Origin of the sequence: Micromonospora sp. 050-3 (assembly GCF_046549335.1) — a bacterium.
In the GTDB taxonomy this organism is placed as follows: domain Bacteria; phylum Actinomycetota; class Actinomycetes; order Mycobacteriales; family Micromonosporaceae; genus Micromonospora; species Micromonospora trifolii.
Genome location: NZ_JAJPVX010000002.1, coordinates 453,888 through 474,317, shown reverse-complemented (window position 1 = coordinate 474,317; position 20,430 = coordinate 453,888). Strand labels below are relative to the sequence as shown.

Annotated in this window: 18 protein-coding genes and 1 pseudogene; 15 read left to right on the top strand and 4 right to left on the bottom strand. The window is 71.3% G+C overall.

Annotated features, from left to right (window positions below; genetic code table 11):
- Positions 1 to 103: 103 nt before the first annotated feature.
- Complete coding sequence (locus ACLJOK_RS17175; RefSeq protein WP_410819820.1) at positions 104 to 568, top strand: hypothetical protein; 465 nt, start codon at positions 104 to 106, stop codon at positions 566 to 568.
- Between the two features lie 13 nt (positions 569 to 581).
- Here the strand turns inward: ACLJOK_RS17175 and ACLJOK_RS17170 are convergent, their stop codons facing one another.
- The gene (locus ACLJOK_RS17170) at positions 582 to 2,981 is read right to left on the bottom strand and encodes a glycoside hydrolase family 65 protein (protein ID WP_410819819.1); all 2,400 of its coding nucleotides are present in this window, start codon (positions 2,979 to 2,981) and stop codon (positions 582 to 584) included.
- Positions 2,982 to 3,151: 170 nt separating this feature from the next.
- On the opposite strand from ACLJOK_RS17170, the gene ACLJOK_RS17165 reads away from it, so the two are divergent.
- Complete coding sequence (locus ACLJOK_RS17165) at positions 3,152 to 3,781, top strand: phosphatase PAP2 family protein (RefSeq protein WP_410819818.1); 630 nt, start codon at positions 3,152 to 3,154, stop codon at positions 3,779 to 3,781.
- Positions 3,782 to 3,811: 30 nt separating this feature from the next.
- Here ACLJOK_RS17165 and ACLJOK_RS17160 read toward each other — a convergent pair whose 3' ends face one another.
- Complete coding sequence (locus ACLJOK_RS17160; protein ID WP_410819817.1) at positions 3,812 to 4,543, bottom strand: prepilin peptidase; 732 nt, start codon at positions 4,541 to 4,543, stop codon at positions 3,812 to 3,814.
- A gap of 799 nt (positions 4,544 to 5,342) precedes the next feature.
- On the opposite strand from ACLJOK_RS17160, the gene ACLJOK_RS17155 reads away from it, so the two are divergent.
- From ACLJOK_RS17155 to ACLJOK_RS17100, 12 genes and pseudogenes are all read left to right on the top strand, one after another.
- Complete coding sequence (locus ACLJOK_RS17155) at positions 5,343 to 5,852, top strand: hypothetical protein (RefSeq protein ID WP_410821519.1); 510 nt, start codon at positions 5,343 to 5,345, stop codon at positions 5,850 to 5,852.
- Positions 5,846 to 6,781, top strand: a complete 936-nt coding sequence (locus ACLJOK_RS17150) for a hypothetical protein (RefSeq protein WP_410819816.1) — start codon at positions 5,846 to 5,848, stop codon at positions 6,779 to 6,781. Before ACLJOK_RS17155 ends, ACLJOK_RS17150 begins: the two co-directional genes overlap by 7 nt.
- On the top strand, positions 6,778 to 7,437 hold the full coding sequence (locus ACLJOK_RS17145) for an SAF domain-containing protein (RefSeq protein ID WP_410819815.1): 660 nt from the start codon (positions 6,778 to 6,780) through the stop codon (positions 7,435 to 7,437). The genes ACLJOK_RS17150 and ACLJOK_RS17145 overlap by 4 nt, the downstream gene beginning before the upstream one ends.
- A gap of 2 nt (positions 7,438 to 7,439) precedes the next feature.
- Complete coding sequence (locus tag ACLJOK_RS17140) at positions 7,440 to 8,240, top strand: ParA family protein (protein ID WP_410819814.1); 801 nt, start codon at positions 7,440 to 7,442, stop codon at positions 8,238 to 8,240.
- Entirely contained in the window at positions 8,230 to 9,771 is a 1,542-nt protein-coding gene (locus ACLJOK_RS17135; protein WP_410819813.1) for a CpaF family protein, read from the top strand. The genes ACLJOK_RS17140 and ACLJOK_RS17135 overlap by 11 nt, the downstream gene beginning before the upstream one ends.
- 4 nt (positions 9,772 to 9,775) lie before the next feature.
- A complete protein-coding gene (locus ACLJOK_RS17130; protein WP_410819812.1) occupies positions 9,776 to 10,678 on the top strand; it encodes a type II secretion system F family protein in 903 nt (300 codons plus the stop codon).
- Positions 10,675 to 11,547 (top strand): type II secretion system F family protein, encoded by an 873-nt coding sequence (locus tag ACLJOK_RS17125; RefSeq protein WP_410819811.1) that lies wholly within the window; start codon positions 10,675 to 10,677, stop codon positions 11,545 to 11,547. The genes ACLJOK_RS17130 and ACLJOK_RS17125 overlap by 4 nt, the downstream gene beginning before the upstream one ends.
- A 24-nt stretch (positions 11,548 to 11,571) precedes the next feature.
- Positions 11,572 to 11,778, top strand: coding sequence for a hypothetical protein (locus tag ACLJOK_RS17120; protein WP_410819810.1), 207 nt, complete (start codon positions 11,572 to 11,574; stop codon positions 11,776 to 11,778).
- Positions 11,779 to 11,783: 5 nt separating this feature from the next.
- Complete coding sequence (locus tag ACLJOK_RS17115) at positions 11,784 to 12,227, top strand: TadE family protein (protein WP_410819809.1); 444 nt, start codon at positions 11,784 to 11,786, stop codon at positions 12,225 to 12,227.
- Positions 12,224 to 12,691 (top strand): TadE/TadG family type IV pilus assembly protein, encoded by a 468-nt coding sequence (locus tag ACLJOK_RS17110; protein WP_410819808.1) that lies wholly within the window; start codon positions 12,224 to 12,226, stop codon positions 12,689 to 12,691. The genes ACLJOK_RS17115 and ACLJOK_RS17110 overlap by 4 nt, the downstream gene beginning before the upstream one ends.
- The gene (locus tag ACLJOK_RS17105; RefSeq protein WP_410819807.1) at positions 12,688 to 13,137 is read left to right on the top strand and encodes a pilus assembly protein TadG-related protein; all 450 of its coding nucleotides are present in this window, start codon (positions 12,688 to 12,690) and stop codon (positions 13,135 to 13,137) included. The genes ACLJOK_RS17110 and ACLJOK_RS17105 overlap by 4 nt, the downstream gene beginning before the upstream one ends.
- Positions 13,138 to 13,151: 14 nt before the next feature.
- Positions 13,152 to 14,189, top strand: a pseudogene (locus ACLJOK_RS17100) (LysM peptidoglycan-binding domain-containing protein); the annotation flags it as partial.
- A gap of 659 nt (positions 14,190 to 14,848) precedes the next feature.
- Here the strand turns inward: ACLJOK_RS17100 and ACLJOK_RS17095 are convergent.
- Positions 14,849 to 15,703, bottom strand: coding sequence for a Rieske 2Fe-2S domain-containing protein (locus ACLJOK_RS17095; protein ID WP_410819806.1), 855 nt, complete (start codon positions 15,701 to 15,703; stop codon positions 14,849 to 14,851).
- A 186-nt stretch (positions 15,704 to 15,889) separates the two neighbouring features.
- Here ACLJOK_RS17095 and ACLJOK_RS17090 point away from each other — a divergent pair, with 186 nt between their 5' ends.
- Complete coding sequence (locus ACLJOK_RS17090) at positions 15,890 to 16,690, top strand: crotonase/enoyl-CoA hydratase family protein (protein ID WP_410819805.1); 801 nt, start codon at positions 15,890 to 15,892, stop codon at positions 16,688 to 16,690.
- Between the two features lies 1 nt (position 16,691).
- On the opposite strand, the gene ACLJOK_RS17085 is transcribed toward ACLJOK_RS17090, so the two are convergent.
- Positions 16,692 to 20,387: a discoidin domain-containing protein gene (locus tag ACLJOK_RS17085; protein WP_410819804.1), complete on the bottom strand. Its 3,696-nt coding sequence runs from the start codon at positions 20,385 to 20,387 to the stop codon at positions 16,692 to 16,694.
- Positions 20,388 to 20,430 lie beyond the last annotated feature (43 nt).

Genomic DNA, 20,430 nt, shown 5'->3' with positions numbered 1-20,430 from the left:
ACCCGCGGCGACGACCCGCTGACCCCTCGTGTCGTTGATCCGGCTGCGCCCATGGTCACCGCTGACCACGGTGGGGGCACCGACTCAACGAGGAGGGACGCCGATGACCGCTCAGCGCGAGACCGTGCAGGTCGACCACGACCTGTTCCGCGCCGTGTACGACTCGCCCGCATCACTGCCCGGCCGACACCGCTGGACCACCCCCGAGTCGGACGTCCGGCGGCTGGAGAAACTGCTCGGCATGCCGGCGCGCAGCATCGGCGCCCCGCTCTGGGTCAGCGGCGACGAACCCGACTGCCCGAAGTGCCGCCGACGGGTCACCTGGTACGACATCGTCTCGTCGGCGCTCTCCGGCCTGCACGACAAGGCCATGATCGCCACGGTCATCCTCGGTGAGCGCAAGTACGTCAACACCGAGATCCCGGACGCCATCGCCGGGGTGCGCTGCTCCGACTGTCACACAGCGATCGACGGTCTACGCAGCTTCAAGTGCCACAACTGGGCGTACGCCTTCGAGGAGCTGGAGGCCGTCCGCGAGCGGATGGCGGGCGGTCCCGTGTCGACCTGAGGCGTCAGCGGGCTCAGTCGGCTGAGCGGCGGGTGGGGCGGCGGCCGGGTGGGGAGGGCGGCTCCGGGCCGGGGTCGGGCACCGGCGGCATCGGCCGGGTGACCGGTTCGGCGCCGGTGACCCGCAGCGACTCGCCGTGGTGCCACAGCTCGACCTCGGCATCTCCGGCGGCGTCGGGCAGCTCGTAGCGGGCCTCAGCCGGAGTCAACGTGACCCGCAGCCGGTGGCCGCGCCAGCGCAGGCTGAACGCCAGCCGGTCGATCCGGCGCGGCAGCCGGGGGTCGAAGGAGAGCACCCGGCGGTCGTCGCGCAGCCCACCGAAGCCCTGCACCAGCGCCAGCCACGCGCCGGCCAGCGAGGCCAGGTGCAGCCCGTCGGCGGTCTTGTCGCCCAGGTCGGCCAGGTCTTGGAGGACCGACTCGGCGAACAGGTCGTACGCCAGATCCAGGTGCCCTACCTCGGCGGCCAGCACGGCCTGCGGGGCCGCCGACAGCGACGAGTCGCGGACCGTGCGGGCCTGGTAGTAGGCAAGGTTGCGGGCCTTCTCGTCGGCGGTGAACTCACCGGGGCAGAGCTGCATGGCCAGCACCAGATCGGCCTGCTTCACCACCTGCTTCCGGTACAGCTCCAGGTACGGGAAGTGCAGCAGCAGCGGGTAGTCGTCGTCGCCGGTGTTCGCGAAGTCCCACTCGGGCTGTTCGGTGAACCCGGCGGCCTGCTGGTGCACCCCACGCTCGCTGTCGTACGGGATGGCCATCGCGTCGGCGGCGGCCCGCCAGCCGGCCACCTCGTCGCGGTCCACGCCGAGCCGGCCGACCAGCTCGGGATGCCCCTCGGCGGCGTCCGCGGCGCCGCGCAGATTGCGCTTCGCCATCAGGTTGGTGAAGACGTTGTCGTCGACCAGCGCCGCGTACTCGTCCGGGCCGGTCACACCGTGCAGGTGGAAGTCGCCCTCACCCGACCAGTGGCCGAAGCCGTGCCAGAGCCGGGCGGTCTCCACCAGCAGTTCCAGCCCCGCTTCGGCCAGGAACCCCTGGTCGTCGGTGGCCGCCAGGTAGCGCAGCACCGCGTCGGCGATGTCGGCGTTGACGTGCAGCGCGGCGGTGCCCGCCGGCCAGTAGCCGGAACTTTCCCGACCACCGATGGTGCGCCACGGGAAGGTCGCGCCGGTCAACCGCAGCTCGGCGGCCCGTTCCCGGGCCTCGGGCAGGTGGGCGTGCCGCCAGCGCAACGCCGAGCGGGCCACCGCCGGGGCCAGGTAGTTGAGCACCGGCAGGACGTAACTTTCGGTGTCCCAGAGGACGTGCCCGTCGTAGCCGTTGCCGGTCAACCCCTTGGCCGAGATGGTCCGGTCGGAGTCCGGGCGACCGGCCTGGATCAGGTGGAACATCGCGAACCGAACGGCCTGCTGAAGCTCCGGATCGCCGTCGAGCTGCACGTCGGCGACCTGCCAGGCCGCCTCCAGTGCGGCGCGCTGGTCGGTGAGCAGGGCGTCGAACCCGTCCGCGCGCGCCGCGTCCGCCTCGGCGGCGACCAGGGCGGCCAACTCGTCGGCGGGCGTCGCGTCGACCGCCGCCCACTCGTAGGCGGCGAACTTCGTCAGCCGCAATTGCTCCCCCCGGCGCAGGCGACCCGTCACGGTCAGCCGCACCCGGTCCGGGGTGCAGTCACCGGTGGTGGTCACCGTGCCCGGCCCCTCCACCAGGTGACTGACCGCGACCGCGACACGCTGGCCGCTGCGCTCGGTGCGCTGCACCAGCACACCGTCGAGGCCGGTGGCACGGTACGTCTCGGCGGTCAGCGGGTCGGTGGGCACCGAGGCGGCCCGAGGGTCGTCCGAACGCTCCGGCACCTTCTCGTTGGCCAGCAGATCCGAGCAGACCCGCAGCTCGACGGCGGTGTCCAACGGCTCGACCTCGTACCGGACGGCGGCCACCGGGCGACGCGGCAGGGACACCAACCGGGTGCTGCGGATGCGTACGCTCCGCCCGGCCGGTGAAGTCCACTCGGTCTCCCGGCGCAGCACGCCGGCCCGCAGGTCGAGCACCCGTTCGTGGCTGCGCAGCGTCCCGGTTCGGAGATCCAGCGGCTCGTCGTCGACCCAGAGCCGGATCAGTGCGGCGTTTGGTGCGCTGATGACGGTGTCACTGGCCGGCGGAAACGCGTACCCCTCCTCGGGGTAGCTCAGCTCGCGCCGCTCGTGGAAGCCATTGACGTAACTGCCCGGCATTCCGCATGGGGCACCCTCGTCGAGCACCCCGCGCCAGCCGATCCATCCGTTGCCCAACGCGAAGATCGACTCGGTTTCGCCGAGCCGGTCGACGTCGGCCGCAGTGCGCCGGATCCGCCAGGTCTCGTCGTCCGCTGTAGCTGCGGTGGACTGCGGTTGATCGGTGGCCGAACCGGTCTGCACGAAGCCTCCTGTCGATGTCGACGTTCTGCAAGAGCCAACCAGAGCCGGCTGTGCGAATCCTGGACGAAGGTCGGGTGGGCCGTCCGACCTTCGACAGCAGCGATGCCCTCTGCCGCGTTCCTAGGGTGTCCCCAAGGTGAACAGGGTATGAACGTGAAGTGAGGTGATGCATGGCCGACAACGGCAGCATGGACGTTCCGGAGATCAGCGCCGAGTGGTACAGCGACGTCGTCGACGCCGCCGCCGGCAGCCCAGAGCCGGTGCAATGGTTCGTCGGACACGCCACCGAGGGGGTGATCCTGCTACTCGGCGCGCTGCTGGTGATGGCCGCGCTGAGCCGCCGGTCCGGCGGCCCGCACGACCGGGCACTCGCCCTGATCGCGCCGGTGCCAGCCCTCTTGGCGTACGTGGGCAGCGAGTTCCTCAAGACCGTGGTGGACCAGGATCGCCCCTGCCGGAGCATCGGTCGGGAGATCATCGCGGGCGCCTGCCCACCTCCGGGCGACTGGTCGTTTCCCAGCAACCACGCCACCATCGCCGGCGCGCTGGCGGTCACCACGTTGCTGCTCTCCCGCCGACTCGGCCTGGTCGCGCTGCCCCTGGCCGCACTCGGTGCCTTCTCCCGGGTCTTCGTGGGCGTGCACTACCCGCACGACGTGATCGCGGGTGTCCTGTTCGGCGCCCTGGTCGCCGTGGTGGTCACCCCGTTGCTGGCCCGCCCGACCAGCGAGGTGCTCCGCCGCCGGGCCAACCGCCCCGACAGCCCGGTCCCCAAACTGGCCAGCCGCTCCCGCCCCTGACCACCGACACCACAGGGGCGAGCCGGCGGGTCAGGTCGCCAGTACGAGGGCGGCCGTGGTGCCGAGCAGCAGGAACGGGCCGAACGGCAGGTGGGTGCTCCAGTTGGCGCGGCGGGTGGCCAGCAGGCCCAGACTCACCAGCGCGGAGAGCCCGAAGGTGAGCACCAGCCCGAACAGCAGCACCGGCCAGCCGTACCAGCCGAGCAGCGCGCCGACGCTGAGCGCCAACTTGGCGTCGCCCAGCCCGAAGCCGCGGCGGCCGAGCAGCACTGCGGTGCTGGCGAAGAAGAGCGCCAGCCCGCTGCCGCCGAGGACGGCTCGCAGCCAGTGCCCCGGGTCGGCGTCGAGCACGGCCACGCCGAGCAGCAGCCAGGTGCCGGCCGCCGCGGGCAGTGTGAGCCGATCCGGCAACCGGTGCACGGCCAGGTCGACGAGGATCGCCGGAATGGTCCAGCCGAGCCACCAGATCAGCGCCGGCAGCACCCCGCCCGTCGGACCGGCGAACGCCAGCAGCACCGCCGCCGCGAGCACCGCCAGCTCGACGGTGGCCGGCGGTGGGCCGACCCGGGCGCGGCACTGACCGCATCGGGCGGCCGGGCCCAGCGCCGGCCAGGAGCGGGTCAGGCCGACCGGCGCGCCGCAGGCGTCGCAGCCGGTCCGGCTGGGCAGACCCGGGGGTACGGCGTAGCGCAGCGCGGCCAACCGCATCAGCGGGCTGATCGCGAGGATCGCGAATACTGTCGGGATCCGGGTGCGTCCCACCGCCGAGACGAGGCCCGCCGGTCGTTCGCGCGGCGGAGAGGGCGTTGCCTGGCTGGCGGGATCCGTCGCAGCACCGGACGGCGGGGGTGCCGGGCTCCGATCGGGTGGGTCTTCCCGACCGGGGATGGCGGCCGGAGGGCCGGTCAGCGCCATGTCGCCTCCATTGCGGCCAGATGCTCCCCCGCGACGGTGAACACGGATCGTGATTGAGCTCTTGCTTGGGTGTAGCGGATGGCGCAGAAAGCGACCTGCCGACCGGAGCCTGCGCGGGTGCTTTCGACAGCTTCCGGGTCAGGCGTGCCGATGGACGAGGCGACCCGCCGAAGGGGTGCCGACGTTGGTCGAATGCCGGGATGAGACCGCGATGTCCCACTCCCGCGACCGGTGACGCGACTCCGGTGAACCCATCCGGCCCGGCGACGCCCCATCAATAACGACAGTTCGCTCGCCCATTGCCCCGGGCGCAGTGTGGACACCCGCCACCACCACCTGTCATCACGCTGAGTGTTCGCTTGAATTGCCTCTGTTGCATCGGCGAGCGTCAGCCTATGCTCGCCCCTTGGGTGTGACGCAAGCCTCACCTTCACCATCGGACGACACAGGACCCCGAATTTGTAAAAGATCCGTATCGGTGAATGCAGAAGCGCAATGACAGCCCCGGATGTGCTGATCCGGGCGCGCTTCCGCATGCCCGGCGGCGGTGAACCGTCACCGCCCCGGGCGACCACGAGGAGGCTCGACGGTGCGCGGACGGCAGCTCAGAAGAGCGGCAATCTGCCTGCTGGTGGGCGTGGCGGCGATGCCGGTCACCGCCTGCGCCAGCGGACGGGAAACGGTCGAACGGCCGACGGAAGTCCGCGACAACGGACCCCGGACCGATTCCGAGGTCGACCGACGCGCTGCCGAAAAGGCGGCACTTGACGCGTACTCCGGGTATCTCACGGCCTCGCGTACGGCGGGCCTGCGCAGTGATCCGCGTTCGCCGGAACTGTCCCGGTTCCTCGGTGATCCACTTTTGACTCGGGTTCGGGTGTCCATTCGCGAGGCTAAGGAGCACGGCGCCATGCGTACCGGGACGTTCAAGTCCGACCCGACCGTGACCGCCGTCAGCCTGGACGCGAAGCCGGCCACCGTGGAGATCCAGGACTGCCTGGACACGACCGGCTACCGACTGGTCTACGCCAAGGACAAGCGCTCGGTCCCGGGAAGCGGAGGCGGCAGACACCTCTCCACCGCCACCGCGACCCGCTATCCCGACGGCCGCTGGCTGATCAACTACGGCGCGACGCACCGGGACCAGCCGTGCTGAGCGGGGCCGCGACAACCCGACGGGCGCTCGCCGGGATCGGCCTCACGCTCCTGCTGGTGGTCGGTGCGACCCCGCCGGCCGCCGCCGCCCTACGGGCCGACCCGGGAGCGGGCTGCCCACCCGACCAACCCGACTGCAGCGTCTGGGACGACGAGCCCGGCAATCCCGGTGATCCCGGGGGCGGCGGGGACAACGGTGGGGGCGGGGACGACGGCGGCGGTGGCGGTGGCGGGGCCTGCCAGTGGAACGGGCGGACCATCCCCTGCTACGACGAGGACCTGGGCTGGTTCAACAACGGCAACGGGTGTTACTACAAGCTGACCGAGGGGCAGGTCGAGGCGCCCGAGGGTCACCAGTGGTACCTGGAAACCTGCAACGGCGGCGACCTGGGTGCCCAGGAGGTGGTGTCGCTGGCCGATCCGCCGGCCGGCTTCGGCGCGCCGCCGGACCCGGAGGAGCTGGCCCGTCGCGCCCTGGCGTCGATCAAGCTGCTGCCGGCGCGCCTGAAGGTCGCCCCCCGCAAGGACATCGGCCCGGGCCTGGTCGGCCTGCCCGTCTGGATGTGGGCAACCGCAGGAAAGAACTACTTCGGCCCGATAAACGCCGACGAGTCCGACCGGGGTTTGACCGTCTACATCGAAGCGAAGGTCGACCGGATCGTCTGGGACATGGGCAACGGCGAGAAGGTCACCTGCTACGGCCCCGGCACCGAGTACAAGGCCACCGGCGCGCGGGCGGGTGCCACCTCCCCGGACTGCGGCTACGACGACGGCTACCCGATGGCTGACACCTACAAGGTCACCGCCACCACGCACTGGTCGGTGAACTGGTGGACCAACAGCGACTCCACGAGGCGGGTGATCCCGCAGACCCGGAGCAGCGGCATCGTGCAGATCAGGATCAACGAACTCCAGGTGGTCACCAGATGAGCCTCGCGACGCGCAACGGGACCCCGTCGGTGGACGCACCCGTCAACCCGCCCACAGTGGTCCGCCAGCGCCGGGTCCGTCCCGGGCTGCTCGGTCTCGCCGTTCTCCTGATCGCCCTGGGCGGGCTGGGCGCGGCCTTCGCGGTCACCTCGGTACGGGCCACCGGCAGCTACCTGGCGGTGGCCCGACCGGTGGAGGTGGGCCGGGAGATCAGCGCAGCCGACCTGGTCACCGTGCAGGTCGCCGGCGGCCAGGGGTTGCGCCCGGTGCCCGCCGCACGGCTCGACGAGGTGGTCGGCAAACGGGCCGCCGTCGCGCTGCTTCCGGGCACGCTGCTCACACTGGGACAGGTCACCGACGACCCGCTGCTCGGCCCCGGCCAGCAGCAGATCGCGCTCGGCCTGAAGACCGCCCAGGTGCCGGCCCGCGAACTGCACCCCGGTGACAAGGTCCTGCTGGTCAGCACTCCGGACAACGATGCCGACGGAGACACTGCCGCCGCCGGCACCCGGTTCGCGGCCACCGTCATCGACATGGTCAGCCCGGCCAACGACGACAAGGTCGTCTACCTGGCGCTGCTCACCCGTGATGTGCCGGCGGTGGTGGCGCTCGCCGCACAGGAACGGCTCGCCGTCGTGCTGACCGAGGCGGCCTGAGCATGGCGATCATCGCGCTGGTGTCCGCGAAGGGTTCGCCGGGCGTCACCACCTCGGCGCTGGCCTGCGCGCTGGCCTGGCACCGGCGGCTGGTGATCGCCGAATGTGACCCGGCCGGCGGCTCGATCCTCGCCGGATACCTCGGCGGCCAACTGGACGGCCCGCGCGGCATCGGAGAGCTGGCCGTCGGAGAGTTGCGCGACGGAAACCTGGAGACCGCGTTCTGGTCCCAGCTGGTCGACCTGGACGCCCCCCGCCGGGAACGACTGCTGTTGCCCGGCATCGTCGACCCGGCCCAGGGCGGCAGCGTCACCCCGCTCTGGCAGCGCTTCGCCGACTACTTCGACGCCCTCGACCGCGGCACCCCCGGCTACGACGTCCTGGTCGACTGTGGCCGGCTGCACGTGACCGGGCCACCGTGGCCGGTGCTGCGGGCCGCCTCGGTGGTGCTGTTGGTGACCCGGGCGCACCTGCCCGACCTCTCCGGCACCCGCGCGGTGGTCACCGCTGTCGAACGGGACTTCGCCGAACACCGGGTGCCCCCGGGCACCCTGCGGCTGCTGCTGGTCGGCGACGGGCACGGGAGGGCCGAGATCAGCCGCGCCCTGAAACTGCCGGTCATCGCGCGGCTGCCGCACGATCCGCGTACCGCCGGGGTGCTCGCCCTGGGCGGGACCGTGCGGGCCGGTCGGCCGCTGATGCGCGCGGCGGCCGCGCTGGAGGTCCCGATCGGGGCGCTCCTGGAACGGCGACGGGCCCGGTTGGCGTGGCCCGTGCAGCAGGGGGTGCCGGATGCGGTTTGAGCCGGTCTCCACCGATCCGCGCCAGCAGCCACCGGCAGTGACCTCCACCGCGCCGCCCCTGGCCGTGCCGAACGGCCGGCACCACCAGTCCGGGCCGCAGCCGCAGCCGGCGCCCGCGGCCACCCCGCCGCCGGAGTCGCCGCCCCGGGCACGGATGGACTTCCAGGTGGTCCGGGAGCTGCGCCGGGAACTCACCGAGCGGCTCACCCTCTGGCAGCGCGGCCGGGAGTTCACAGTCGACGAGGAGGACACCGAGAGGGCCCGACTCGCCGTCACCGTGGTCTCCGCGTACGCGGACTCGGTACGCCGGGCCGGCACGCCGATGGCCGCCGGCGATGAACGCCTGCTGCTCGACCAGGTGACCGCCGAGCTGGTCGGGCTCGGCCGGCTACAGACGCTGCTTGTCGACGACACCATCGAGGAGGTGCACATCCTCGGCTGCGACCAGGTACGCATCACCCGGCACGGCGGTGGGGTGGACTGGGCGGAGCCGATCGCCGACAGCGACGCCGAGCTGGTGGAGATCCTCCAGGCGGCGGCCCGTCGGGCGGGCGCGACCGAGCGGTCCCTCTCCACTGTGAAGCCCACCCTCGATCTGCAACTGCCCGACGGCAGCCGGCTGGCCGCTGTGTTCCTGGTCAGCCACCGCCCGTACGCGGTGATCCGCAAGCACAACACCCTGGACGTGAGCCTCGACGACCTCGCGGGCGCCCGAGGTGACCTGGACGAGATGATCGATCCGCTGCTGCGCGACTTCCTCCGCGCGGCGATGCGCGCAGGTCTGAACATCATGGTCGCCGGGTTGGCCGGTGCCGGGAAGACCACTGTCATCCGGGCGTTGATGAACGAGATTCCGCAGGACGAGCCGTACGTGCTGCTGGAGGAGAGTCGGGAACTGCTCCCGGCCCGCCGCCGGGAGCGGCACCGGGCGGTGATGAGCTTCGAGGCCCGGGAGGGGCACGGCGAGCGCGGCTTCGACGGCCGCCCAGCCGGTGAGGTGACCATCGCCGACCTGATCCCGCTGTCGCTGCGGATGGGAGTCCTGCGGATCATCGTGGGCGAGGTGCGGTCGCGGGAGATCGTGCCGATGCTCCAGGCGATGACCACCAGCCGGGGGTCGATGTGCACCATCCACGCCCGTACCGCCTCCGGTGTGGGTGAACGGATCGTCGAGCTGGCCCTGGCGCACGGCCGCGAGATGACAGTCGACCAGGCCCGCCGGATGGCCGGCAACGCGCTCGACCTGATCGTCTACGTCACCATCGAGGACGAGACCGCGATCGGCGGTCGGAAGCACCGGTTCGTCTCGCATGTGGAGGAGGTGATCGGGGCCGGTGAAGCTGGCCGGATCACCACCACAACGGTCTTCGGGCCGGGCCCGGACGGTCGTGCGGTTCCCCGGCACCTGCCGGAGCGGGTCCGCGACCAGTTGCTGCGGGTGGGTTACGACGCGCGGCTGCTGACCCGGTGGGTCGAGGCCGGTGCCGGTGCCTGGCGGCGGCCTCGGCAGACCCGACTGGCCCGGCGGTGACCTGATGCTCGACAGCCTGGAGTTGATCGCGGTGGTCTCCGGCGCCGCCTGTGTGGCCGGGCTGCTGCTGGCCGTGGTCGCCCTGGTCGGCACCCGTCGACCCCCCGGGCCGCAGCCGGGCAGCGGGCCGGGGCTGAGCCGACTCTGGCGCGGGCCGGGCAGCACTCCGGCCGAGCAGCGGGCCTACCAGGCGCTTCTGGTCGCCGCGCTGGTCGCAGGCGCGTTGGCGTTCCTGCTGACCGGGCTGCCGGTGGTGGGCCTGCTGGTGGCGGTGGCGGTGCCCGGCACCCCGTGGCTGTTCGGTGTGGGCAAGGCCGAGCAGCGGGCGATCGCCCGGATCGAGGCCCTCGGCGAGTGGACCCGCCGCCTCAAGGACGTCTCCGGCACCGGGCAGGGCCTCCAGCAGTCGATCATCGGCACGATCGGCAGCGTGCCACCCGGCATCGAGGACGAGGTACGGCTACTCGCCGCCCGCCTACAGGCAGGCTGGATGGCCCGTTCCGCGCTGCTGGCGTTCGCCGACGAGATCGCCGACCCGGTCTGCGACCAGGTGGTCGCGGCGCTGATCCTGCACCTGTCGGACCGGGGTGAGCGGCTGGGTGACGTGCTCGGTTCGATCGCCGGCGCGGCGTCCGCGGAGGTGGCCACCCGGCGGGAGATCGAGGCCAAGCGCACCCAGCCCCGGTTCGCGGTCCGCTTCCTCACCGGGATGACGCTGGCGACCCTGGCGTACGGGTTGATCAACACCGAGTACATCAGGCCGTACGGCACGCCGGTGGGTCAGCTGGTGATGGCCGCCCTCGGCGCCGCCTTCATCGGCCTGCTGGCCTGGGTGCGGTCGATGAGCCAGCCGCAACGGCCGGCCCGGTTCCTGCCGGCGCCCAACCCGGCCGAGGTGATCGCATGATCGTGAACTGGCAGTTTGTCTTCGCGGTCTGCGGTGGCGCCGGGATCGGCCTGGGTGTGTTCCTGGTGGTCCGGGAGCTGGTACCGGCGACACCGGCGCTCGGGCCGGCGCTGCGCCGACTGCACCAGCCGCCGGGCACCGGCCGGGTGGCCACGCCCGCATCCCGGCGACTCGACTGGCTGACCGGCATGTCCCGCTGGCTGCGGCCGCCGCAGATGCAGCTCGCCCTGATCGGTCAGACCTCCGAGCAGTACGCGCTGTCGGTGCTGCTCTCCGCGCTGATCGGGTTGGCCACGCCGACTGTGCTCGGGGTGGCGCTGTGGGTGCTTGGCATCCCGTTCCCGCTGGTAGTACCGGTGCTGGGCAGCCTCGGCCTGGCACTGCTGGGCGGCCTGCTGGCGCACCGCGCCGTGCTGACGAAGGCCAACGCCGCCCGCGACGAGTTCCGCCAGGCGGTCTGCACCTACCTCGACCTGGTGGCGTTGCAGCTCTCGGCCGCGCACGGGCCGGTGCAGTCACTGGAGCGGGCGGCGGCGGTCTGCGACGGTTGGGTGTTCGACCGGCTCCAGGAGTCGCTGCGGATCGCCCAGATGCAGATGCACTCACCCTGGGACGAGCTGCGCGACCTCGCCGACAAGATCGGCATTCCGGAGTTGGGTGACGTCGGCGCGATCATGCGTTCCTCCGGCAGCGAGGGCGCGCAGGTGCACGAGACGCTGCGCAGCCGGGCCGACTCGCTGCGCGACCAGATCCGTACCGACAACCTGGCTCGCGCCGAGGGGATAACCAGCAAGCTCGACATCCCGGGAGCGCTGCTCGTCTTCGTGCTGCTCGGATTCGTCCTCTATCCGTTCATCTCCCGTGTCTGACCCCGTCCCCCGAAGGAGTACGTCATGTCCATCCTCAGCTACCTGCACGTCGTGGTGACGACGCGCCTGGCCGAGCTGCGCCGGGACGGTGAGCGCGGCGACAGCCCGGTGCCCACCGCGGTGATCATCGCCGGCCTGGTCGTCGTCGCCATGGCCGTCACCGCTCTGGCCATGACCAAGGCCGACAACTGGATGACCAACATCCCGAGCTACGAGAAGCCCACCAAGTAGCCGGCATGCGCCGAGTTGCGTTCTCGAGGTGGCACCGGACGGTCAGCGCCGTCCGGCGCCGCCTCGCGGCCGTCGACCGCGAGCGAGGTGCCAACCCGGTGGAGTTGGCCGTGATGATGCCGCTGATCCTGGTGCTGCTCTTCGCCTCGATCCAGGTCGCGGCCGTCTTCCTCGCCCGCTCCACGGCGTTGAACGCCGCGCAGAGTGGCGTCAACGCGCAGCGGACGTACCAGGCGGGCAGCGGCGCCGGGGTGGACAGCGCCTCCCGATTCCTGAGGGCCGCCGGCGGTTGGCTGGTGGGCTGGGACAAGCCCGGCCCGACCTGCGTGACCACCACGACCGACGTGACCTGCACGGTGAGCGGCCGGTCCCTGTCCGTGGTGCCGGGCGTGGACTTCGCAATAGAGCAGACCGCCCACGGAACGGTGGAGAGGGTGACTCCGCCATGACCCGTACCGCCGAGCGGGGCTCGGTCTCCATTGAGGTGGCGGTGCTCGCGCCCGCGTTCATCGCGTTGATGGTGTTGGCCGGTGTTGTCGGGCGCAGCGCGGTGGCGGCGGAGGCGCTTGAGGCGGCCGCGCACGACGCCGCTCGGGCAGCCTCGATTTCCCGGGATTCCACCACCGCCAGGAAGAAGGCGCTGGAGGCCGCCCAGGCCCAGCTGGACTGGCACGGCCTGGCCTGTACCAACGACCTGAAACCGGAATTCGCCGGCAAGTCGCCCGGCAATGCGTCCAGCTTCGACGATGCCTTCAGTAGTTCGGTCGGTAGCAACGCCACGGTGACGGTGACGATCCGCTGCACGGTGTCCTTCAAGGACATCACACTCGATGTCCTGCCCGGAATGGATGTCGATAAAGAGATCTCCGCGCAGTTCACCTCCCCGCTCGACCGTTACCGGAGTCGGCAATGACGGCCACGACGTCGGCTGCCAGGACCTCGCGGGCAGGTGAGCACGGCCGGGTGAGCATCTTCTTCGCGGTGACGATGGTCGGTGTACTGGCCATCATCGGCCTCTCCTTCGACGGCGCCGGGCAGCTCCGCACCCTGCAACGCGCCCAGAACCTCGCCGCCGAGGCGGCCCGGACCGGAGGTCAGGCGATCGACCGGGCCACCGCCATCGAGGGTGGACCCAAGCGGATCAACGAGCCCGAGGCGCGCGACGCGGTCGCCAGCTACCTGGCGGCCGTGAACACCTCTGGCCACACCGTGACCTTCCCCGAGGTCGACGGGGAAACCCTGATCCGGGTGACCGTCTCCATCACCTATCACCGCTCGATGGTCGGACCGTTCATCCAGAAGAAGACGGTCACCGTCACCGGCGAGGCGACAGCGCGTGCCATTACCGCAACACCCTAGGAAGGAAGGCAGCCATGCCCGTATCGGGTGGGTCCGTCGTACGGCGGACCGGACGGATCCTCACCGGCATCGGCGCGCTGGCCGTGCTCCTGGTGCTGCTGGTCGGCGCGCCGATCGCGCTGCTCGCCTTCGCCGGTAACCCGCTGCCCGATCACCTTCCCACGATCAGCGAGGTGGGCACCGCGCTGACCAGCCGGGACGACGGTCAGCTCTTCCTGCGGGCGCTCGCCGTGGCCGGTTGGTTCGGCTGGGCCACGTTCGCCTTCTCCGTCCTCGTCGAGTTGGGCGCACAGACCCTGCGCCGGCCGGCGCCGAAGCTGCCCGGGATGGGCCGCCAGCAGAAGGCCGCCGCCGCGCTGGTGGGCTCGGTCGCGCTGATCCTGGTCGCCAGCCCGGCCGCCGCCAGCGCCGCGGCAATCTACGGAACTCCGGTGTACGCCAGTCCGAGCGCACCGGCCGTCACCGCCCTGGCCGCGCCGACCCGCGCCGCGACGACACCGGACACGGCCGCGCCGGTGGCCCGAGGAGGGCTGCTCGGCATGGCCGGGACGGGGGTGGCCGCACCCGGTGATTCGACGAACGACGAGGCCGCGCCGGTGTACCGGGTGGCGCGGGGGGACTACCTCGGGAAGGTGGCCGAGCGGTACCTGGACGAGTTCGGGGACTACCGACAGCTCGCCAAGCTGAACAAGCTCGACGACCCGGACCGGATCCGCCCCGGCCAACTGCTCCGACTACCCACGGAGGCCGCCGACCAGGGGGCCCGACAGCACTCCACCGGCCGGCTCGTCGACCGGCCTGCGGCGCCGAAGCCGCCCGCGCCCCGGCCGGCGCCCGAGCGGGCCGCACCGCCGCGGGTGGCCCCGGCACCACCCAGCGGTACGGAAGCGGGCCAACCACCAGCGATGACGGTCGGCGCGGCCCGAGCCGGTGCCGCCGATCGGGTGAACCGCCCGCTGGCGGTCTCCGCCGTACTGGCTGTGGCGAGCATCGTCGGCGCTCAGATCGGCGCAGTCCTGGGGCTGCGTCGCCGTCCAGCCACCGCCGGGGCAGTTCCCCGACTGGCCGCGTCCTCCCGCACGTCACGCCGCGGCGCGGGCCGAAGCGGTGCAGGCACGGGCCAAAACGGTGGCACGGGCCGAAGCAGTGGCTCGGGCCAGGGTGGCAGTGGCTCGGGCCAAGGCAGTGGCGCGGGCCGGCGTGGCGGTGGTGGGGCGGCCGGGAGCGGTGCCGCCTGGGCTGCCAGCCGGGCGGCCGCGGCCATCGAAGGCCCGGCGACACCGCACGGCGGCGCGGCACCGAGCGGGAGCGGGGTCGCACCTACCGGCAGTGGGGTGATGCCCGCCGGCAGCGAGGTGACGCCCGCCGGCAGCGGGATGGCTTTCCCCGGCAGCACGGCGTTTCCGGGCAGCGGGATGGCACTCTCCGGCGGCACGGCACCCCAAGGCGGCGGAATGGCGGCCGCCGGCCCTCTTGGCTGGGGTGATGACGAGGGCTGGGCCGGTGCTGGCGGCGACGGCGGGCTGTTCGACGGCGGGCACGGCCTGGACTCCGTGCCCGACGGTCCGCCGGTGGGCCGACACCGACGCATCTGAGCGGCCCGCACGCCACGCCGCGCCTGCGACGCGGCTGGCCACCCCACGCTGGACTGCATCCCGACGCCGGAGGCGCGCGGACCAGGCAACGGCGCGGGCGGGCCAGCGCGAACGGGTCAGGGCAGGCGGGTCTGGAGCACGCCGTCCTGGATCCGGGTGGGCAGGATCTGCTGGTCGTTGCCGGACGGCCCCTGCACGACCTCACCGCCGTTGAGCCGGAAGGCGCTGCCGTGCCACGGGCAGACCACGCAGGCGTGGCCGTCGATCTCCTGCACGTCACCCTCGCCGAGCGGCCCGCTCTGGTGCGGGCAGCGCTCCAACATCACCGTCACCTCGTCACCGTGCCGGTAGAGGATGACCGAGATGTCGTCGTCGACCTCTCGCGTGATCAGGGTGCGTTGCGGCAGCGTCGCCATGTCGGCCAGCGAGTGCCAGCCGTCGGTCATCCGGTGCAGTTCGGAGACGCTCTGGTTGACCTGCGCCCCCTGCTTGTACGCCAGGTGACCCCCGATGTACGCGCCGAGGCTCACTGTGGAGAGCCCGAGGAAGCCGAGGGCGCGACCCATGCCGTGGCGGCCGGACAGTCGGGCGGCCAACGAGCCGGCGTAGAGCGTGATGCCCACGGTGTTGGCGGCGGCGTGCACCAGGCCGACCCGGCGCTGGTCCCGGGCGAGTGCCGCCCAGTCGTTCAGACCGGCGACCGCCGCTGGCAGCGCGCTGACGGTGCCCAGACCGACCAGCACGGTGGCAGGCCGGCGCTGCCCGGGCATGAGGTCGAGCACCGCGGCGCTGATCCACGCACCGACCGGCACCTGCACCATCGCCGGGTGCAGCGGATGCCCGAGGGTCACCCCGTGCAGCAGGTCGCGCAGCCGACGTGGACGCAGCGTCCCCAGGACGACCTTCTGCAACCGGTCACCCGCGCGGTCCAGCCGGGAGTCCTGCTCAACTTTCGTCAAAAGTGCTCGCACGAGTACCGACTTCCCGGCGATCGCCGTCGCAAACCGGTCGGCGGCGACAAACCTGACCCACGCTCCCACACCGCCGATCTTGCGGTTTCTGCTCCGATAAACCGGGGCACAAGCCACGGAACGGCAACTGAAAGTGCAAGATCGACGGGGATTGTGGGGGTGGGGCGGGGCGGGCATGCTGGCGGAATGGGTGTGCGGGTGGAGCGGGTCGGGGCGGTTAGCACCGTTGTGCTGGATCGACCGGCTGCTCGGAACGCCGTCGACGGTCCTACGGCTCGGGCGCTGGCCGACGCGTTTCGGGCCTTCGACGCCGACCCCGACGCGGCGGTGGCAGTGCTCTGGGGTGCCGGTGGCACGTTCTGCGCCGGCGCCGACCTCAAGGCGATCGGCACACCGAGCGGCAACCGGGTCGAGCCGGAGGGGGACGGCCCGATGGGTCCGACCCGGATGACGCTCAGCAAACCGGTGATCGCGGCGATCTCCGGGTACGCGGTGGCGGGCGGGCTCGAGCTGGCGCTCTGGTGTGACCTGCGGGTCGCCGAGTCCGACGCGACACTCGGGGTGTTCTGCCGCCGCTGGGGAGTGCCGCTGATCGACGGTGGCACCGTCCGGCTGCCCCGGCTGATCGGCGAGAGTCGGGCCATGGACCTGATCCTCACCGGCCGCCCGGTGCCGGCCGACGAGGCGTACACGATGGGGTTGGTCAATCGGTTGGTGCCACCCGGCCAGGCGCGGGCAGCGGCCGAGGAGTTGGCGGCGGCGATCGCCCGGCATCCGCAGACCTGCCTGCGCAACGACCGGGCGGCGCTGCTGGCCGGCGCGGGGCGAGGAGAGCCGGAGGCGCTGGCGACCGAATTGGCGTACGGGATGGACTCGCTGGCCACGGACGCGGCGGCCGGCGCGGCCCGGTTCGCCGCTGGCGAGGGCCGACACGGCGCGACGCCGCCGGGAGGGGTACACCTCCCGACGGCGTCGGCTACCGGCTAGCTCAGTTGCGGTTGATGGTGAAGGTTGTCGTGGGGTTCTGGATGTCCACCGCGTTGTTGCTCAAGCGGAGGTTGTTGAAGGTGACCGACCCGACGGCCGGCCCCTGCCCGGCCTCCGGCATCGGGTTCGCCCAGATGGCGAAGCCGGACTTCGCGTCGTAGGCGTCCCCGCTCTTCCGGGCACCGCTGATGGAGATGTTCGTGAAGACCGTGTCGGTGATCGGGTTCTGCGGCTGACCACCGACGTAGTTGGTCTGGAACATGATGCCGCTGTAGGTCGGATCGATGATGTCGACATCGCTGACCCGGATGCCCTGGAACACCTTCGAGGCGGAGAAGACCCAGATCGCCGGGAAGGTCTGCCCACCCCAGAAGTGCCCACCGGCCCGCACGATCGAGATGTTCTCAAAGCGGGTCGGCGGGTTGGCACCGAAGCCGTTCATCGGGTAGCCGAAGTCGAGCGAGCTGATGGTGATGCCCGAGTAGACCAGGGTGTCCGCGATGTAGATGTTGCGGAACGTGTTGCCGTAGCCGCCGTACACGGCGACACCGGCGGCCCGCCAGGTCAGGGTCGAGGTCAGGTTCTCGTAGATGTTGTCCTTCATGTCGGCGCCGCCCGCGTCGATCGCCGAGAACAGCGCGAAGCTGTCGTCGCCGGTGGCCCGGGCGTCGTTGTTGCTGACCAGGTTGTTGGTGCTGCCGTTGGTCATGTTGATGCCGTCGGCGAACATGTTGCGGATCCGGGAGTTCTTGATCGTCATGTAGTCGGTGTTCGCGCCCCAGTAGAGGCACACCATGTGCTCGTTCCAGATGTTGTCGATCACGATGTTCGACACGTTGGCGAAGTCGAACACCTTGCCCGGACCGTCGATCCGCGAGGTGTAGTTGCCGAAGTAGGCGAAGTTCTTGAACGACGAGTTGGCCGCCGAGTTCTCGGCCCGGAAGCCGATGTCGGTGTTGTCCTGGCCTGACGGCGCGTTGAACCGGGTGTACCAGGGGCCGGCGCCGGTCACCTGGACCGCCTTGCCGTACACCTGGAACTTCGACGAGGTGGAGTAGTTACCGGCCGGCAGATACACCCCGACCAGGTTGCCGGTGGTGTCCATCCGCACCCGGTCCAGGGCGTTCTGCACGTCCTGGTGGGTGAAGCCGGTCGGCGTGGTGTAGCGGGTCGGGTCCGGGTTGGCGATCGGCGCCACCTGCTCCGTGTTGATGAAGTCGATGGCGTACGTGGTGCTGTTGGCCGGGTCCTTCTGGAGGCGGATCTTGCTGCCGGCCGGGACCGTGGAGTTGAGCATGACGTTGGCTTCGTCGTAGATGTGCCGCGGTCCGCCCGCGCTCGGCGAGTTGCCCGGGCTGGCCTCGTTGCCATAGAGCCAGGCGTATCGGGACGTCAGGTCGATGGCCTTGTGGAACGTGCCGTTGACGTAGACGTTCAACGTCGAGTTGATCCCTCCGCCGCCCGGTGCGTCCGGGATGGAGAAGCGGGTGACCAGCGTGTTGGTGCTGGCCCGGGTGGTGAACTCGACGTAGCTGCCGGTCGAGTTGAGGGTCACCGCCCGCCGACCGGACGCCTCGCCGGCCAGGTCACCGATCTCACGGTTCGGTCCGACGACGCTGGCGCCGCCGCCGATCGCACCGTCCTCGGCCTCGTACATGTCGTACGGCATGTTGGCGCCGCGACCGACGAAGAGCGGACGGTCACTGGTGTTGTTGGCCTGCTTCACCGGCAGCTCGTTGCCGTCCACGGCGAGCACCACCCGGACGGTGTACTTGCCGTTCGCGGCGGTCCAGGTGCCCAGGTTGATCGGGCCGACCGTCGCGCCGGCGTTGATCGTGCCGGAGTACGAGCCGGTCAGGGTACGGACCACGGTGCCGGACTCGTTGAGCACGGTCAGTGTGATGCCGTGCGAACCGGACGCGGAAGCCTGGTTGCCGGCGTTGCGGATGGACACGGAGAAGGTCACAGTGTTGCCCGCCGACGGGTTGCCCGGCGACCAGGCGACCGCCGAGGCGACCAGGTCGGAGCTGGCGACCGCGGCGACGACCAACGGGCTGGGGTTGGTGTAGCTGTTGTTGGTGTCGTCCTGCTCGACGACGGTGTTCGACTCGTCGACCTTGGCGCTGAGCGGGTAGCTGCCCGAGTCCCGGGTGCCGATGCTGGCGCTGACAGTGGTCGAGGCGCCGGCCGCGAGACCGCCGACCGCTGCCGTGCCCACCCGGGTGGAGCCCAGGTAGAAGTTGACGTTGGTAGCACCGGAGGCCGCCGAGCCCGCGTTACGCACCGTCGCGGAGAGCGTGATGGTGCTGGTCTCCACCGGTGCGGACGGGCTGAACGACATGCCGGTCACTGTCAGGTCCGGGTTCGGCGCCGGGGTGCCGAAGACCTGGAACTCGGCCACCTGACCGGCCGGAGCACCGGTGTTCGAGGCGATCGAGAGCCGTACGTCGGCCGCCGCTCCGGAGACCGGGATGGTCACCGTGTTGCCGCTGCCCGGGTTGAAGCTGTAGTTCGCCGCGCCGACCAAAGTGGCGAAGCTCGACGAGCCCTGGTCCCGGCCGAGCACCGTGATGTTCTGGGTACGCGCGCCCCACGCCGAGTCCGGGTTGAGCTTCACGACGACCTGGCTGAGGCTGGCGTTGGCACCGAGCTGCACGGTCAGCGTGCTCGGGTTGCCGTTGCCCTCCCAGTAGGTGGCCACGTTGTTGTCGTTGGCGTTGGTGGCCACGAACGTGTGCACGAACCCGGAGGCGGTGATCGGCTTACCGATCGCCAGGTTGGAACCGGTCGGCGGGTTGCCGGTGCCGGTCCGGGTCACTGTGTTGCTGTTGGCCGACTGGTTGCCGGCCGCGTCCTTGGCCCGCACGTAGTACGAGACCGTGGCACTGGTCGGCTGGCTGTCGGTGTACGTGAGCGTCGAGCCGTTGACGCTGCCACGCAGCCCGCCGTTGGCGTAGACGTCGTACCCGGTCACCCCGACGTTGTCGGTCGACGCCGACCAGGCGAGCCGGATCTGCCCGCTGGCCGGCTGGGTGTAGGCCAGGTTGCCCGGGACGCTGGGCGCCTGGGTGTCGTTGCTGCCGGTGGCGCCGTAGACCTCGACCTCGGAGAGCTGGGCGGCCGCCCAACCGGTGTTGCCGGTGACCTGCACGCGTACGTAGCGGGTGCTGGCGGCGGTGAAGCTGACCGTCGCGGTGTTGCCGCTGCTCGGGTTGAAGGTGTAGCCGGCGGACTCCTTCAGGGTGGTGAAGGACGAGCCGTTGGTGGAGCCGAGCACCGACAGCGTCTGGGTGCGGGTCTGCCAGTCCGACGCGGGCGGCAGCTTGAGCACCACCCGGTCCACGCTGACAGTGGCGCCCAGGTCCGCCTGGATCCACTGCGGGAACGCGTTGTTGGCGCTCTCCCAGTAGGTCGACGCGTTGCCGTCGTTGGCGTTGCTCGCCACGTAGTTCTGTGTGTAGCTGCTGGCGGTCATGGTCGCGGAGAGCCCGGCGAGCATTGCCACGCGGGCGGAGGCCGCGGACGGGTCGGCCGCCGGTGCCGCGCTCGCCATGGGGGTGACGACCGGGGCGGTGGCGAGGAGCATCCCGGCGAGCGCGCCGGCGAGCATCCGACGGCGGCCCGTGCGGGCGGTGCGGGGGACGGTGGTGGGCGCGCCGGTTGGCGGCGTGCCTCGTCTGGTGCCAGTCCTGGACATGGGGTCGCTACACCTCTTTCGGGGGTGGGTGTGGGTGCGTTGC